Source organism: Micromonospora maris AB-18-032 (genome assembly GCF_000204155.1).
Classification (GTDB): Bacteria; Actinomycetota; Actinomycetes; order Mycobacteriales; family Micromonosporaceae; genus Micromonospora; species Micromonospora gifhornensis.
The window spans coordinates 1,391,032-1,404,107 of the sequence record NC_015434.1; the positions used below are offsets into that span (position 1 = coordinate 1,391,032).

Below are 13,076 nucleotides of genomic sequence, written 5' to 3' on the forward strand. Positions count from 1 at the left end.
GCCCCTCCGGATCAGGTGAGCAACGACACGGCGCTCACCCTACGGTGGCAGCGCCCGCCCGTGGGGGCGGCACGCGATGCGTGGTTGGATGGGCGGGTGACTGGTGACCTGATCGCTGGCGCCGGTGGCGCCACACCCGCCCCTGCATCCATGGACGCGGATCTGGTGGTCAGCCTCGACGGCGTCGGCGTACGCCGGTCCGGCACCGCCCTGCTGCACGATGTCGAATGGCGGGTGGAGGCGGACGAACGCTGGGTGGTGCTGGGCCCCAACGGCGCCGGCAAGACCACCCTGCTCAACCTCGCCGCCGGCCGGCTGCACCCGACCACCGGCGTCGCACACGTGCTGGGCGAGCGGATCGGCCGTACCGACCTCAACGAGCTGCGTACCCGCATCGGGTTGACCACGGCGGCGCTGGCCGAGCGGCTGCCCGCCGACGAGAAGGTCCGCGACGTGGTGATGACCGCCGCCTGGTCGGTGGTCGGCCGTTGGCGGGAGGAGTACGACCCGGCCGACGAGGCCCGCGCCCTGGCCCTGCTCGACCAGCTCGGTGCCGGCGCACTGGCCGACCGCGACTACGGCACCCTGTCCGACGGGGAGCGTAAGCGGGTGCAGATCGCCCGGGCCCTGATGACCGACCCGGAGCTGCTGCTGCTCGACGAACCGGCGGCCGGGCTCGACCTGGGCGGCCGGGAGGACCTGGTGGCCCGCCTGGCCATGCTGGCACAGGATCCGGACGCCCCCGCGCTGGTGCTTGTCACCCACCACGTCGAGGAGATCCCGCCCGGCTTCACCCACGCGATGCTGCTGCGCGACGGCGCGGTGATGGCGCAGGGCCCGCTGGAGGTGACCCTCACCGCCGACAACCTCACCAAGACCTTCGGCCTGCCGCTGCTCGTCGACCGCACCGGCGACCGCTTCACCGCCCGCGCCGCCTGAGGCGGTGTAAGGAAGGGCACCTGCTTAACGTCTCCGGTAGAGCAGGGGGCCCCTGTTAACAAGACGCAGGAGGCTCCGGTGCCACAGACCCGAGTCGTCGTGGTGGGCAGCGCGAACATGGACCTGGTCGCCACCGCGCCGAACCTGCCCCGCCCGGGGGAGACCACCCTCGGCACCGACTTCGTCACCGTGCCCGGTGGCAAGGGTGCCAACCAGGCGATCGCCGCCGCCCGTGCCGGTGCCGCCTGCACCTTCCTCGGCGCGATCGGCTCCGACTCGTTCGGGGTGACCCTGCGGGCCCGGATCACCGCCGCCGGGGTGGACACCAGCCAGCTGCGCACCACCTACGGCGCCTCCGGGGTGGCCCTGGTCATGGTCAACGCCGAGGGTGAGAACGCCATCCTGGTCACGCCGGGGGCCAACGACTCGCTGAGGGCGCTCACCGAGAGCGAACTCGCCGCCGTACGCGATGCCGACGTGCTTGTCGCGCAGCTGGAGATTCCGGTCGAGACGGTGACCGAGGCGGCGGTCGCGGCCCGCGCTGCCGGGACCCGGGTGGTGCTCAACGCCGCACCGGCGCTGCCGCTCCCGCCCGAGCTGCTGGCCGTGGTGGACCTGCTGGTGGTCAACGAGAACGAGGCGCAGGCGTACACCGGTCGGGGGCGGGAGGAGCCCCAGGCTCTGCTCGACCTGGTGCCCCGGGCGGTGCTGACCCTCGGCGCGCAGGGCGCCTGGTACGGCGACCGGGACGGCACCGCCGTGCACGTGCCCGCGACCACAGTGGACACCGTCGACTCGACCGCCGCCGGGGACGCGTTCACCGGCGCGCTCGCGGTGGCCTGGGGTGAGGGCCGCGACCTGGTCGACGCGGTCCGCTGGGCGGCGGCGGCCGGCGCGGCCTGCGTACGCCGGCTCGGCGCGAGCGTGTCGCTGCCGCACCGCGCCGAGATCGATCAGCTCTACCTCCCCGCCACCTGACCCGGCCTCACCGGTCGACGGAGGCCGTCGCCGCCCCGTCATGGGCGCGGAAGGCCCGCCGGTACGCCGAGGGTGAGGTCCGCATCGCCCGGGTGAAGTGGTGGCGGTACGTCACCGCGGTCTCGAACCCGACCGCCGCGGCGATCTGCGCGACCGGCGCATCCGTCGTCTCCAGCAGCGCCAGGCTGGCCCGGATCCGCTGGTCGACAAGCCAGCGGATCGGGCTGGTGCCGGTGGCCCGGGCGAAGTGCCGCAGGTAGGTGCGCGGTGACATGTGCGCCTGCCGGGCCAGCCGGGCCACCGTCACCGGCTCGGCGAGGTGCGCCAGCGCCCAGGCGATGCTGCCGGCGACCCGGTCGTCGTCCGCCCCCGCCGGCACCGGCGCCTCGATGAACTGTGCCTGCCCACCGTCGCGGTGCGGCGCGGTCACCAACCGGCGGGCCACCGCGTTGGCCACGGCCGCGCCATGGTCGCGCCGTACCACGTGCACGCACAGGTCCAGACCGGCCGCGCTGCCGGCGCTTGTCAGCACGTCACCGTCGTCCACGTAGAGCACGTCGGGATCCACGGTCACCGCCGGATAGCGGCGGGCCAGCAGATCGGCGTACCGCCAGTGGGTGGTGGCCCGGCGACCGTCGAGCAGACCGGCGGCGGCCAGCGCGAACGCGCCCGAGCAGATGGACATGAGCCGGGCGCCGGCCCGGTGCGCGTGACGCAGCGCCGCCACCAGTTGCGCAGACGGTGTCGCGTGCACGTCGCAGACCCCGGGCACGATCACCGTTGCGGCCTCGGCCAGCACGTCCAGGCCGTACGGGCTGTGCAGGGTGGCGCCACCGATCACCGGCACCGGGCCGGGCCGCTCGGCGCACAGCCGCAGGTCGTACCAGGGCACGCCGAGTTCGGGGCGGGGGAGTCCGAAGACCTCGGTGACGATGCCGGTCTCGAAGACCGACATTCCCGGGTACGCCAGCACGGCGACGGTGCGGGCGACCGGAGCCATGGCGGGATGTTAGCGCAGTACGTCGTCCCTGCCACTCGTCCGCGTGCCCGGGCGGCGGCCAGGATCGTTCCCATGACCCGCGCTTTCGCCGTACCGGCCGCCGAGCCCGCCACCGCCATCGCCCACTTCCTGGCCGAGTTGAGCGTCACCACCGACGTCGCCGACGTGCACGCCGACCTCACCGCCGGGGTGCCCGACCTGGTCGTGGTGGATTCCCGGGGCGAGGCCGCCTGGGCCCAGGGTCACCTGCCCGACGCGGTGCACCTGCCCACCGCCCGGATCGCCGAGCAGGCCGCACGGGTGGTCCCGGCCGGCACGCGAGTGGTCACCTACTGCTGGGGTCCCGGCTGCGACGGTGCCACCCGGGCCGCGTTGGCCTTCGCCCGGCTCGGCTACCCGGTCAAGCGGATGCGCGGCGGCTACGAGTACTGGGTCCGCGAGGGCCTGCCGGTGGTCACCGCGACCGGGTCGATCCGTCGACCGGTGGACGACCTGACCGCGCCCCGCGCGGCCGTCGGCTGCGACTGCTGACCAACGGCTCCGCCCGCGGTCAGCTCCCGTCGTCGTTGAGCTTCTCGCCGCGTCGGCGCAGCATCGCCAGGCCGGGGATGCCCGCCACGGCGAGCTTGAGGTCCCGGGTGACGTCGAGCAGGTCGTGCAGGTCGGGGCCGACCCGGTCCAGGGTGGCCAGGATCGGCATCACGTCGGCGGTGAGGTGCTGGCGCAGCTTCGGCAACTCGTCGACCAGCCGTACCGCCGCAGCCACCTCCTCGTGGCTGAGCTGCTCGATGAAGTGGGTGGCCATCGGTGCGGCCCGGCGCAACGCCGGCTCGTACGCGGCCAGCAGTTCGGCGGCGGTGGCCGTCGCCTCGGCCGCCGCGCCGACCGTCTCGGCGGCTTGGCCGGACACCTTCTCCGCCCGCGCCACCACGTCGGCTGCGGCGGCGGCGACCGTGCCGGCGTTGTCGACGGCGACGGTCGCGGCGGCGCTGATCACCGCGACCTCCCGGACGGCGACCTCGGCGTCGGCGAGCACCTGGTCGGTCCGGTCGAGGGTCTGCTCGATCCGATCCACCACCCCGTTGATCCGGGTCAGCAACGCCTCCACCCCGTCGAGCACCGCGAAGGCGCGGGCCGGGATCGCGGCGAAGGACGCGGCCGAGTCGAGGGCGGAACGGGTGAGGCCGACGACCGCGGTCGGCCGGGGAAGGGGGATCACCATGGGCTCCAGTGTTCCTCGGGCGGGCGAGGGCCGCTCACCAGTGGTCGCCCTGCTGCTCCACGGCCCGCTGCACCGCCCGGTAGATCTGCCCGAAGCGCAGCGCGTCCGGGGTGCGCAACATCATGACCTCCTGCCCCCGGTACTGCACCCACAACTCCTGGACCCGGTTGCCGCGCTCGTACGAGCGGTCCAGCCAGCCGAGCGGGATCTCCAGGAACGGCACCAGCGCCAGCGCGATGACCAGGCAGGCCACCAGCACCACGAGCGCCGGCACCCAACCCCGGTCCGGTGCCGACCAGACCAGCGACAGTACGCAGACCAGCCCGACCAGCGGGGGCAGGGACAGCAGCAGCACCAGTACGCCCCGGCCGAGCACCCGCCCCCGCACCGCGAGGGTGGTGCGTCCCTTCTGATGCCAGACGTAGGTGACCTCGGAGATCGGGATGACGTGTCCTCCGGCCCGGATCGACTCCGAGGAAACCTGCACCGTGTCGTCCTGGTAATAGAGCGCCATCACTAAGCCTAACCATCTTCCGGCAACCCATGGCGATGGCGTCGTCACCCTGTGGCGATCGGCTGCCCTCGGTGCGCCCGGCGGCACCTGTGAAATCCACGCCGGATCGTCGGCACCGGCCCCGACGATGCTCGCCGGTGCGGGCGGCACGCTAACATCGCCGCGTCTTGAGGTGACTGCGGAGACGAGGCTCTATGGGGTGGCTCCAGCGTGTGCTGGGTGGGCGGCAGGTCGAGCACGATCCCGGCCGGCAGGAGGCGCTGTTACAGCAGGTCCGGCACGGTTTCGGCAGCCGCAGCCAGGTCCGTGCCCGTGATCAGATCGAGGAGATCACGCGGCTGCTGGACGATGAGGACGGTCTGGTCGTGGCGACCCGGATCGTGCGCGAGGTCGCCGACGCGGCCCACACGGATCTGCTGGCGCAAGCCGCCGACCTGCACCGACGTACCGGCTACCGGCTCGTGGTCGATCGTCGCAACTATCGGGTGCTGTGGCGGGAGGCCGCCTCGGCGCTGCGGTGGCCGCTGTTCGATCCGCCGGGCGGCCTGCATCCGTACGTGCAGGTGGCCGCGGCGGCCACGGTGCTCGGCGACCGTGCGTCCCGGGTCGTGAAGGCCACCGACCCCGCCCCGGTGCTGTCCGCGGTCTTCGAGCTGTTCGACCTCACCACCACCGGTTGGGAGTACGGCCGGGTGCGGCCGGACACCGACGGTGCCGAGCTGGTCCTCCGGCTGATCTCGGCGGCTCGGCAGATCAACGCCGCGTTGTCGGATCCGCCGCCGCTGCCGCAGCCGGTGCGGGAACTGATGCGCCGCAACAACACCACGAACGTGTACGACCCGGCCGGTCACGGGGTGGTCGGCGCGATCAATCTCGGTGGCGAGTTGAGGCCGGCCCTGCTGTCCTGAACACGTCGGCTAGCGGGCGGCCCGGCCCTGCACCTGGGCTTCCATGGCGCGTTGTACGGCCCGGTAGATCTGCCCGAAGCGCAGCGCGTCCGGGGTGCACAGCAGGCGTACCGGGTGGCCCCGCCAGCGGATCCAGACCTCGCGAGGGCGGCTGCCCCGGGCGTACGACCTGTCGAAGTACTCGAAGAGCTGGTCGGCGATCGGCCCGGCGGCCAGTCCGATCAGGATGGAGACGCCGACGACGGCGACCGTGACGGTGGCCGAGCCGTCGAGCCAGACGGCGAACGCGATGCCGAGAACGGCGGCCACCAGCGGGCCGATCATCGCCGCGCCGAGCGCACCCCGGCCGATCAGCACCCGCCACGACCGGCTGCCCTGGTGGTGCCAGACCTCGGTGATCTCGGCCAGCGGGTAGGCGTCGCCGTCGACCGTGACGGCGGTGGAGGTGACCTGGACCGACTTGTCGTCGTAGTACGTGACCATGGGAACTCCGGGGCGCGGGACTGGCAGCCAGACTACGTGCCGACGGCGGCTGGTCGTAAGGTTGGCAGGCGACTTCGACGAGGAAGTGAGGCTCAGCGTGGGCGAGTTCGTGCGGCTGGAGACCGGGGACGGCATCGGCACCATTCGGCTGGAGCGGCCACCGATGAACGCGCTCAACACTCAGGTCCAGGAGGAGTTGCGCGCCGCCGCGACGGCGGCCACCGCCGACCCGCAGGTGCGCGCGGTCATCGTGTACGGCGGCGAGAAGGTCTTCGCGGCCGGCGCGGACATCAAGGAGATGGCCGACATGTCCTACGTGGACATGGCTGCTCGGGCCGCCGACCTGTCCAGCGCGCTCGGCGCGATCGCCCGGATCCCCAAGCCGGTGGTCGCCGCGATCACCGGGTACGCCCTCGGTGGCGGCTGCGAGCTGGCGCTGGCCTGCGACTGGCGGGTGGTGGCCGAGGACGCCAAGCTCGGCCAGCCCGAGATCAAGCTGGGCATCATCCCCGGTGCCGGTGGCACCCAGCGGCTGGCCCGGCTGATCGGCCCGGCCCGCGCCAAGGATCTGATCATGTCGGGCCGGATGGTGGACGCCCAGGAGGCGCTGCGCATCGGCCTGGCCGACCGGGTGGTCCCGGCCGCCGAGGTCTACGACGCGGCGGTGGCGCTGGTGAAGCCGTACCTCAACGGGCCGGTGCAGGCGCTGCGCGCGGCCAAGCTCGCGGTCGACGGCGGCCTGGACATGGACCTGAACTCGGGTCTGGCCTGGGAGAGTCAACTCTTCGCGGCGCTGTTCGCCACCGAGGACCGGCGCGAGGGGATGGTCGCCTTCGTGGAGAAGCGCAAACCGGACTTCACCGGTCGCTGAGAATGGTTCACATTTCTCCTACCGGCCAGTAGCGTGTGACTCCGGTCAGGCGACGAGAGGGAGCGGCGATGACGGAGCGGATCGAAGGCCACGGCGGAGAGCTCGCCCTCGCGGCGCTGCGCGCGTACGGGGTACGCGAGATGTTCACCCTCTCCGGCGGGCACGTGTTTCCGCTCTACGACGCCGCGCACAAGACCGGCTTCCCGCTCTACGACGTGCGGCACGAGCAGTCCGCCGTCTTCGCCGCCGAGGCGGTGGCGAAGTTGCAGCGCCGCCCCGGCCTGGCCGTGCTCACCGCCGGCCCCGGCGTGACAAACGGCATCTCCGGTCTGACCAGCGCCTACTTCAACGCCTCGCCGGTGCTGGTGATGGGCGGGCGGGCACCGCAGTTCCGGTGGGGTTCCGGCAGCCTCCAGGAGATGGACCACCTGCCGCTTGTCGCCCCGGTCACCAAGCACGCCGAGACGGTGTTCAGCGCCGACGACATCCCCCGGGCCGTCGCCGCGGCGCTGACCACCGCGCTCACCCCGCACCGGGGCCCGGTCTTCCTCGACTTCCCGTTGGAGGCGATCTTCTCCACCGGCGACGCCGACCTGCCGGCCGGGCCGGCCCTCGACCCGGTCGAGGCCGACCCCGACGAGGTGGCGAAGGCCGCCGGCCTGATCGCCGGGGCGCAGCGGCCGGTCGTCATTGCCGGCTCCGACGTCTACGCCGGTGACGCCGTGGCGGCCCTGCGCGCCGCCGCAGAGGCCCTCGACGTGCCGGTCTTCACCAACGGGATGGGCCGCGGCGCGCTGCCGCCGGAGCACCCGCTGGCCTTCGCCAAGGCCCGGCGGGTGGCGCTCAAGGGTGCCGACGTGGTCGTGGTGGTGGGCACCCCGCTGGACTTCCGGCTCTCCTTCGGCGACTTCGGCGACGCCACCGTGGTGCACATCGTCGACGCGCCTAGCCAGCGGGCCACGCACGTGCAGCCGGCCGTCGCGCCCGCCGGTGACCTGCGTGCCATCCTCACCACCCTGGCCGGATACACCGGCGACCGGGCCGACCACACCGACTGGGTGGCGCAGCTGCGTACCGCCGAGGACGCCGCGAAGGCCCGCGACGCCGAGGAGATGGCCGCCGAGACGGACCCGATCCGCCCGGCCCGCGTCTACGGCGAGCTGCGCAAGGTCCTCGCCCGCGACGCGATCACCATCGGCGACGGCGGGGACTTCGTCTCGTACGCCGGTCGCTACCTGGAGCCGGCCCAGCCGGGCACCTGGCTCGACCCGGGCCCGTACGGCTGCCTCGGCACCGGCATGGGCTACGCGATGGGCGCCCGGGTCACCCACCCGGACCGGCAGATCTGTGTGCTGATGGGCGACGGCGCGGCCGGTTTCTCGCTGATGGACGTGGAGTCCCTGGTCCGGCAGAAGCTGCCGGTGGTCATGGTGGTCGGCAACAACGGCATCTGGGGTCTGGAGAAGCACCCGATGCGGGCCATGTACGGCTACGACGTCGCCGCCGACCTGCAGCCCGAGCTGCGCTACGACCAGGTGGTCACCGCCCTGGGCGGGGCGGGGGAGACGGTCGCCAAGGCGGCCGACCTGGGCCCGGCCCTGCAGCGGGCCTTCGATGCCGGGGTGCCCTACCTGGTCAACGTCATCACCGACCCGGCCGACGCCTACCCGCGCTCGTCCAACCTGGCCTGAGCAAGGGGCGACCTGCCCCGGGTGGTCACACCTCGGGGCGGGGCTCCTCGCGGGGCGGGTCGCCCTCGCGGCGGCGCAGGTCGTCCTCGCGCTTGCGCAGGTCCTCCTCCCAGCGGCGGAAGAGTTCCTGGTCCTCCTGGCGCGAGCGCTCCTCGATCGAGCGCAGGAACTCGGGGTCGTCGTCCGGCGCGAGCGGCCGGGCCGGCCGGCGTACGGCGGGCTGAGCTCCGCCGGAGAACACCCCACCACCGGCGGGGTTGCGCTTGCGGCCGGCGAGGAACCAGGCGATCGAGCCGATCACCGGGAAGAACAGGATCATCAGCACCCAGGCGATCCGGGGCAGGTGACGAACGTCCTCCTCCTCGGCCGAGAGGCAACTGATCAGAGCGCAGACGGCGAGGACGACCTGCACCAGGAAAAAGAGGATGTAGAGCCGGGCCATGTACCCATCATGTCCTACTCCCCGTCGATGCTCACACCCCGCACACGACCAGTACGACGCCGATCAGGGCGAGACCGGCGACGCAGAGGCCCACGGCGGAGAGCGTACGGACGCTGGTGTCGGGTACGCCGCTGCCGACCGCCCGTCGCCAGCAGAGCGTGATCGTGGCTCCCCAGCCGAGGATGGCGAGCGCGGTCAGCAGCGCACCGACCCGGCCGCCGGTGAGCCCGAGCCGGACGGCGAGGATCGTCACCACGGTCACCGCCAGCATGGTGCGACGCCAGGCCAGCCGGGTCCGTTCGGGCTGGAGACCGGGGTCGCGTACAGCGGTCATCCGCCCAGCGCCCCGGCCAGAACCGCCACCACCAGCAGCAGCGCGCCGAGCCCCACCACCACGGCGAGTACGGCCGGGAAGCGGGACGCGGGCAGTTGCTGGTCGAGCCGGATGGCCCGTTCGACGCGTGCCCAGTGGTCGATGGCGCGGACCGCGACCGCGCCGCCGAGCAGCAGCAACGCGATGGAGATCGCCTCGCGCAGGTGCCGCAGCGGCAGGGCCGGGAGGAACTGCGCGGCCGCGAGTCCACCACCCACCAGGGCCAGCCCGGTACGCAGCCAGGCCAGGAAGGTCCGCTCGTTGGCCAGCGAGAAGCGGTAGTCGGGGGTGGTGCCCACCGACCGAAGCTCATCAGGGTCGAACCAATTCCTGATCCTTTGCCACACGGTGGTGATTATCCGGTGCGAACTGGGCATAGCCTGGAAACATGACGGATCTTGATGTGACCACTTTGCGTGCGGCGTACGACGCCCAGCTTCGGCCGGGCCTGCCTGACCCGGTACCGCAGGGCGCACGGGTGGAGCAGGACGGACCGTTGTTCCGGGTGTTCGGCCTCGATGACGTCGGCCTGGTGACCTACCGGGACCTCGGCGGGGCGGTCGACGCCGAACTCGACGCGTTGATCGCCCGCCAGACGGCGGTGGCCCGGGAGCGGGGCGAGCCGGTCGAGTGGAAGTTGCACGGCCACGACGAGCCGGCGGACCTGCCGCAGCGGCTGCGCGCGGCCGGCTTCGTGCCGCAGGCCCAGGAGACCGTCATGGTCGGCCCGGTCGCCCCGCTGGCCTCCGCGCTGCCGGTGGTGCCCGAGGGCGTACGCCTGCGGGAGGTCACCACCCGCGCGGACCTGGACCGGATCGCGGCGCTGGAGACCGAGCTGTGGGGACACGATGTGTCCGGCCTCGCCGACGGGCTGCAACGGGAGATCGCCGCCGATCCGCAGGCGATCACGGTCGTGGTGGCCGAGGCGGGGGAGACGGTCATCAGCGCCGGCTGGGTCCGCTACCCGCCGGACACCACCTTCGCCACCCTCTGGGGCGGGTCGACGCATCCGCAGTGGCGTCGGCAGGGCGTCTACCGGGCGCTCGTCACCTACCGGGCGCGGCTCGCCGGCCAGCGCGACCGGACCCTGTTGCAGGTGGACGCCGCCGACGAGAGTCGTCCACTGCTGGGGCGGCTCGGGCTCGTCCCGGTCACCAGCACCACGCCCTACGTCTACACTCCGTGATCATGGCGCAGTCGCTGACGGACGAGGAGATGCTGATCCTCAAGACGGGGGCTTTCGGCGCCGTGTTCCTGGTGTCGAACGCCGACCCGGGGGTGCTGGCCATGTTCCGCGAGAGCTTCGCCGCCGCCGGCGCGATCGCCGACGCCAGTGGTGTGGTCAAGGCGGCGCTGAGCAGTGGCCCGCTGCCGAAGCTGCCGCGTGATTCGCAGTCGCAGGTCGAGTCGGTGGTGCTGCCCGCGCTGCGGCAGGCGGTCAGGACCCTGACCGAGAAGGCGCCGGAGGACGTTGCGATCTACCGCTCGGTGGTGCTGGCCGCCGCCGATCGTACGGCGCGGGCCCACAACGGGATCAGTGCGGCAGAGGCGCAGGTCATCGAGCGGATCGCGGCGGCGTTGGGCGATCCGGCGGCCTGAAGCGGGCCGGCGGCCCGAGGCGGTCGGCGCGTGCCGGTTCGGCGACGGTGCCCAGGGACGGCAGAATGTCGGTGAGCTGAGTCACTCGGGGTGTGCCCGGAAGGCAAAGCTACTGACAGGTAACATTGCGTCGTGGGCAACCGCACAGCGGCTTCCGGTTGACCTAACGGTCATTAAGGAGCGAGGCTGCGCCCGATACCCGGGCAAGTGATCACACCACCACAGCAGGAGGGTCGTCGAAGCGCGATGAATATCGTCGTACTCGTCAAGCAGGTGCCCGATTCGGGCGCGGACCGCAACCTGCGCAGTGACGACAACACAGTCGACCGCGGTTCGGCGAACAACGTCATCAACGAGATGGACGAATACGCCATCGAAGAGGCGTTGAAGATCAAGGAAGCGCACGGCGGCGAGGTGACCATCCTGACCATGGGTCCGGACCGGGCGACCGAGTCGATCCGCAAGGCGCTGTCGATGGGTCCGGACAAGGCGGTGCACGTGGTGGACGACGCCCTGCACGGCTCGTGCGCGGTGGCCACCTCCAAGGTGCTCGCCGCCGCCCTCGGGCAGCTCAACGCCGACCTGGTGCTCTGCGGGTCGGAGTCGACCGACGGCCGGGTGCAGGTGATGCCGCACATGCTCGCCGAGCGGCTCGGTGTCGCGGCGCTGACCGGTGCCCGCAAACTCACCGTCGACGGCAGCACGTTGACCGTGGAGCGGCAGACCGAGGAGGGCTACGAGGTGGTCACCGCCACCACGCCGGCCATCGTCTCGGTGTGGGACACCATCAACGAGCCCCGGTACCCGTCCTTCAAGGGCATCATGGCCGCCAAGAAGAAGCCCGTGCAGACGCTGTCCCTGGCCGACCTGGGCGTGGCCGCGGACGAGGTCGGCTTCGCCGGGGCGACAAGCGCGGTCGTGGAGCACAGCAAGCGTCCACCGCGCTCCGGTGGCGCGAAGGTCACCGACGAGGGTTCCGGCGGCGTGCAGCTTGTCGAGTTCCTCGCCACCGAGAAGTTCGTGTGAGGGGTGTGGGACATGTCTGAGGTTCTCGTCGTCGTCGAGGCCACTCGCGAGTTCGGCGTCAAGAAGGTCACTCTTGAGATGCTCACCCTGGCCCGTGAGCTGGGCACCCCGTCGGCCGTGGTGCTCGGCGGGGCCGGTGCCGCCGACGCGTTGTCGGCCAAACTGGGTGAGTACGGCGCGGAGAAGATCTACGCCGCCGAGGGTGAGCAGATCGACGGCTACCTGGTCGCGCCGAAGGCCACCGTGGTCGCCGACCTGGTCAAGCGGGTGCAGCCGGCCGCCGTCCTGCTCGCCTCCTCGCAGGAGGGCAAGGAGATCGCCGCCCGGCTGGCGGTCAAGCTGGACAACGGCATCCTGACCGACGTGGTTGCCCTGGCCGCCGACGGCACCGCCACCCAGGTGGCCTTCGCCGGCTCGACCATCGTCACCTCCAAGGTGACCCGGGGCCTGCCGCTGGTCACCGTCCGGCCGAACTCGGTCACCCCGGCCCCGGCCGCCGCCACCCCGGCGGTCGAGCAGCTCACCGTGACCGTCAGCGACACCGACAAGCTGGCCAGGGTCGTCGACCGGGTGGCCGAGCAGAAGGGCTCCCGCCCCGAGCTCACCGAGGCCGGTGTAGTCGTCGCCGGCGGCCGTGGGGTCGGCAACGCGGACAACTTCAAGCTGGTCGAGGAGCTGGCCGACCTGCTCGGCGGCGCCGTCGGCGCGTCCCGCGCGGCGGTCGACTCCGGCTTCTACCCGCACCAGTTCCAGGTCGGGCAGACCGGTAAGACCGTCTCCCCGCAGCTGTACGTCGCGCTCGGCATCTCCGGCGCGATCCAGCACCGGGCCGGCATGCAGACCTCGAAGACCATCGTCGCGGTCAACAAGGACGGTGAGGCGCCGATCTTCGAGCTGGCCGACTTCGGCGTGGTCGGTGACCTGTTCAAGGTGGTCCCGCAGGCCGCCGAGGAGATCCGCAAGCGCAAGTAGGGCATCCGCCCGAGACAGTCGCGGCCGCCGTCCGGTTCAACCGGGCGGCGGCCGCGCC

At 72.3% G+C, this 13,076-nt stretch carries 17 protein-coding genes; 10 read left to right on the forward strand and 7 right to left on the reverse strand.

What is annotated here, in order from left to right:
• Window positions 1-96: 96 nt before the first annotated feature.
• A complete protein-coding gene (locus tag VAB18032_RS06405) occupies window positions 97-939 on the forward strand; it encodes an ABC transporter ATP-binding protein (RefSeq protein ID WP_013731979.1) in 843 nt (280 codons plus the stop codon).
• A gap of 78 nt (window positions 940-1,017) precedes the next feature.
• Window positions 1,018-1,917 carry a ribokinase gene (locus VAB18032_RS06410; RefSeq protein WP_013731980.1) on the forward strand — a complete coding sequence of 300 codons (900 nt, stop codon included), beginning with the start codon at window positions 1,018-1,020 and terminating at the stop codon, window positions 1,915-1,917.
• A 7-nt stretch (window positions 1,918-1,924) separates the two neighbouring features.
• Here the strand turns inward: VAB18032_RS06410 and ftrA are convergent, their stop codons facing one another.
• Entirely contained in the window at window positions 1,925-2,917 is a 993-nt protein-coding gene (gene ftrA, locus VAB18032_RS06415; RefSeq protein ID WP_013731981.1) for a transcriptional regulator FtrA, read from the reverse strand.
• Window positions 2,918-2,989: 72 nt separating this feature from the next.
• Here ftrA and VAB18032_RS06420 point away from each other — a divergent pair, with 72 nt between their 5' ends.
• Window positions 2,990-3,448 carry a rhodanese-like domain-containing protein gene (locus VAB18032_RS06420; RefSeq protein WP_013731982.1) on the forward strand — a complete coding sequence of 153 codons (459 nt, stop codon included), beginning with the start codon at window positions 2,990-2,992 and terminating at the stop codon, window positions 3,446-3,448.
• A gap of 19 nt (window positions 3,449-3,467) precedes the next feature.
• On the opposite strand, the gene VAB18032_RS06425 is transcribed toward VAB18032_RS06420, so the two are convergent.
• Both VAB18032_RS06425 and VAB18032_RS06430 read right to left on the reverse strand, forming a co-directional pair.
• Entirely contained in the window at window positions 3,468-4,139 is a 672-nt protein-coding gene (locus VAB18032_RS06425; protein ID WP_013731983.1) for a hypothetical protein, read from the reverse strand.
• A gap of 34 nt (window positions 4,140-4,173) precedes the next feature.
• Window positions 4,174-4,653, reverse strand: coding sequence for a DUF6232 family protein (locus VAB18032_RS06430; protein ID WP_013731984.1), 480 nt, complete (start codon window positions 4,651-4,653; stop codon window positions 4,174-4,176).
• A gap of 194 nt (window positions 4,654-4,847) precedes the next feature.
• On the opposite strand from VAB18032_RS06430, the gene VAB18032_RS06435 reads away from it, so the two are divergent.
• On the forward strand, window positions 4,848-5,561 hold the full coding sequence (locus VAB18032_RS06435) for a hypothetical protein (RefSeq protein ID WP_013731985.1): 714 nt from the start codon (window positions 4,848-4,850) through the stop codon (window positions 5,559-5,561).
• A gap of 9 nt (window positions 5,562-5,570) precedes the next feature.
• Here VAB18032_RS06435 and VAB18032_RS06440 read toward each other — a convergent pair whose 3' ends face one another.
• Complete coding sequence (locus tag VAB18032_RS06440) at window positions 5,571-6,044, reverse strand: DUF6232 family protein (RefSeq protein ID WP_013731986.1); 474 nt, start codon at window positions 6,042-6,044, stop codon at window positions 5,571-5,573.
• A gap of 97 nt (window positions 6,045-6,141) precedes the next feature.
• Between VAB18032_RS06440 and VAB18032_RS06445 the strand changes: the two genes are divergently transcribed.
• Together VAB18032_RS06445 and VAB18032_RS06450 are read left to right on the forward strand one after the other, a co-directional pair.
• Window positions 6,142-6,915 carry an enoyl-CoA hydratase-related protein gene (locus VAB18032_RS06445; RefSeq protein ID WP_013731987.1) on the forward strand — a complete coding sequence of 258 codons (774 nt, stop codon included), beginning with the start codon at window positions 6,142-6,144 and terminating at the stop codon, window positions 6,913-6,915.
• Window positions 6,916-6,983: 68 nt separating this feature from the next.
• Window positions 6,984-8,606: an acetolactate synthase gene (locus VAB18032_RS06450; protein ID WP_013731988.1), complete on the forward strand. Its 1,623-nt coding sequence runs from the start codon at window positions 6,984-6,986 to the stop codon at window positions 8,604-8,606.
• A 25-nt stretch (window positions 8,607-8,631) separates the two neighbouring features.
• Here the strand turns inward: VAB18032_RS06450 and VAB18032_RS06455 are convergent, their stop codons facing one another.
• The 3 genes from VAB18032_RS06455 to VAB18032_RS06465 are packed head-to-tail and all read right to left on the reverse strand — an operon-like array spanning window position 8,632 to window position 9,768.
• Window positions 8,632-9,048, reverse strand: a complete 417-nt coding sequence (locus tag VAB18032_RS06455; protein WP_013731989.1) for a PLD nuclease N-terminal domain-containing protein — start codon at window positions 9,046-9,048, stop codon at window positions 8,632-8,634.
• Window positions 9,049-9,079: 31 nt separating this feature from the next.
• Window positions 9,080-9,382, reverse strand: a complete 303-nt coding sequence (locus VAB18032_RS06460) for a DUF202 domain-containing protein (RefSeq protein ID WP_013731990.1) — start codon at window positions 9,380-9,382, stop codon at window positions 9,080-9,082.
• A complete protein-coding gene (locus tag VAB18032_RS06465; RefSeq protein ID WP_043719837.1) occupies window positions 9,379-9,768 on the reverse strand; it encodes a YidH family protein in 390 nt (129 codons plus the stop codon). The genes VAB18032_RS06460 and VAB18032_RS06465 overlap by 4 nt, the downstream gene beginning before the upstream one ends.
• 41 nt (window positions 9,769-9,809) lie before the next feature.
• On the opposite strand from VAB18032_RS06465, the gene VAB18032_RS06470 reads away from it, so the two are divergent.
• The 4 genes from VAB18032_RS06470 (at window position 9,810) to VAB18032_RS06485 (ending at window position 13,018) form a co-directional block, all read left to right on the forward strand.
• A complete protein-coding gene (locus tag VAB18032_RS06470) occupies window positions 9,810-10,607 on the forward strand; it encodes a GNAT family N-acetyltransferase (RefSeq protein WP_043719841.1) in 798 nt (265 codons plus the stop codon).
• Complete coding sequence (locus VAB18032_RS06475) at window positions 10,604-11,020, forward strand: hypothetical protein (protein WP_013731993.1); 417 nt, start codon at window positions 10,604-10,606, stop codon at window positions 11,018-11,020. The genes VAB18032_RS06470 and VAB18032_RS06475 overlap by 4 nt, the downstream gene beginning before the upstream one ends.
• A 246-nt stretch (window positions 11,021-11,266) precedes the next feature.
• Window positions 11,267-12,046: an electron transfer flavoprotein subunit beta/FixA family protein gene (locus VAB18032_RS06480; protein WP_013731994.1), complete on the forward strand. Its 780-nt coding sequence runs from the start codon at window positions 11,267-11,269 to the stop codon at window positions 12,044-12,046.
• 12 nt (window positions 12,047-12,058) lie between these two features.
• Window positions 12,059-13,018 (forward strand): electron transfer flavoprotein subunit alpha/FixB family protein, encoded by a 960-nt coding sequence (locus tag VAB18032_RS06485; RefSeq protein WP_013731995.1) that lies wholly within the window; start codon window positions 12,059-12,061, stop codon window positions 13,016-13,018.
• Window positions 13,019-13,076 lie beyond the last annotated feature (58 nt).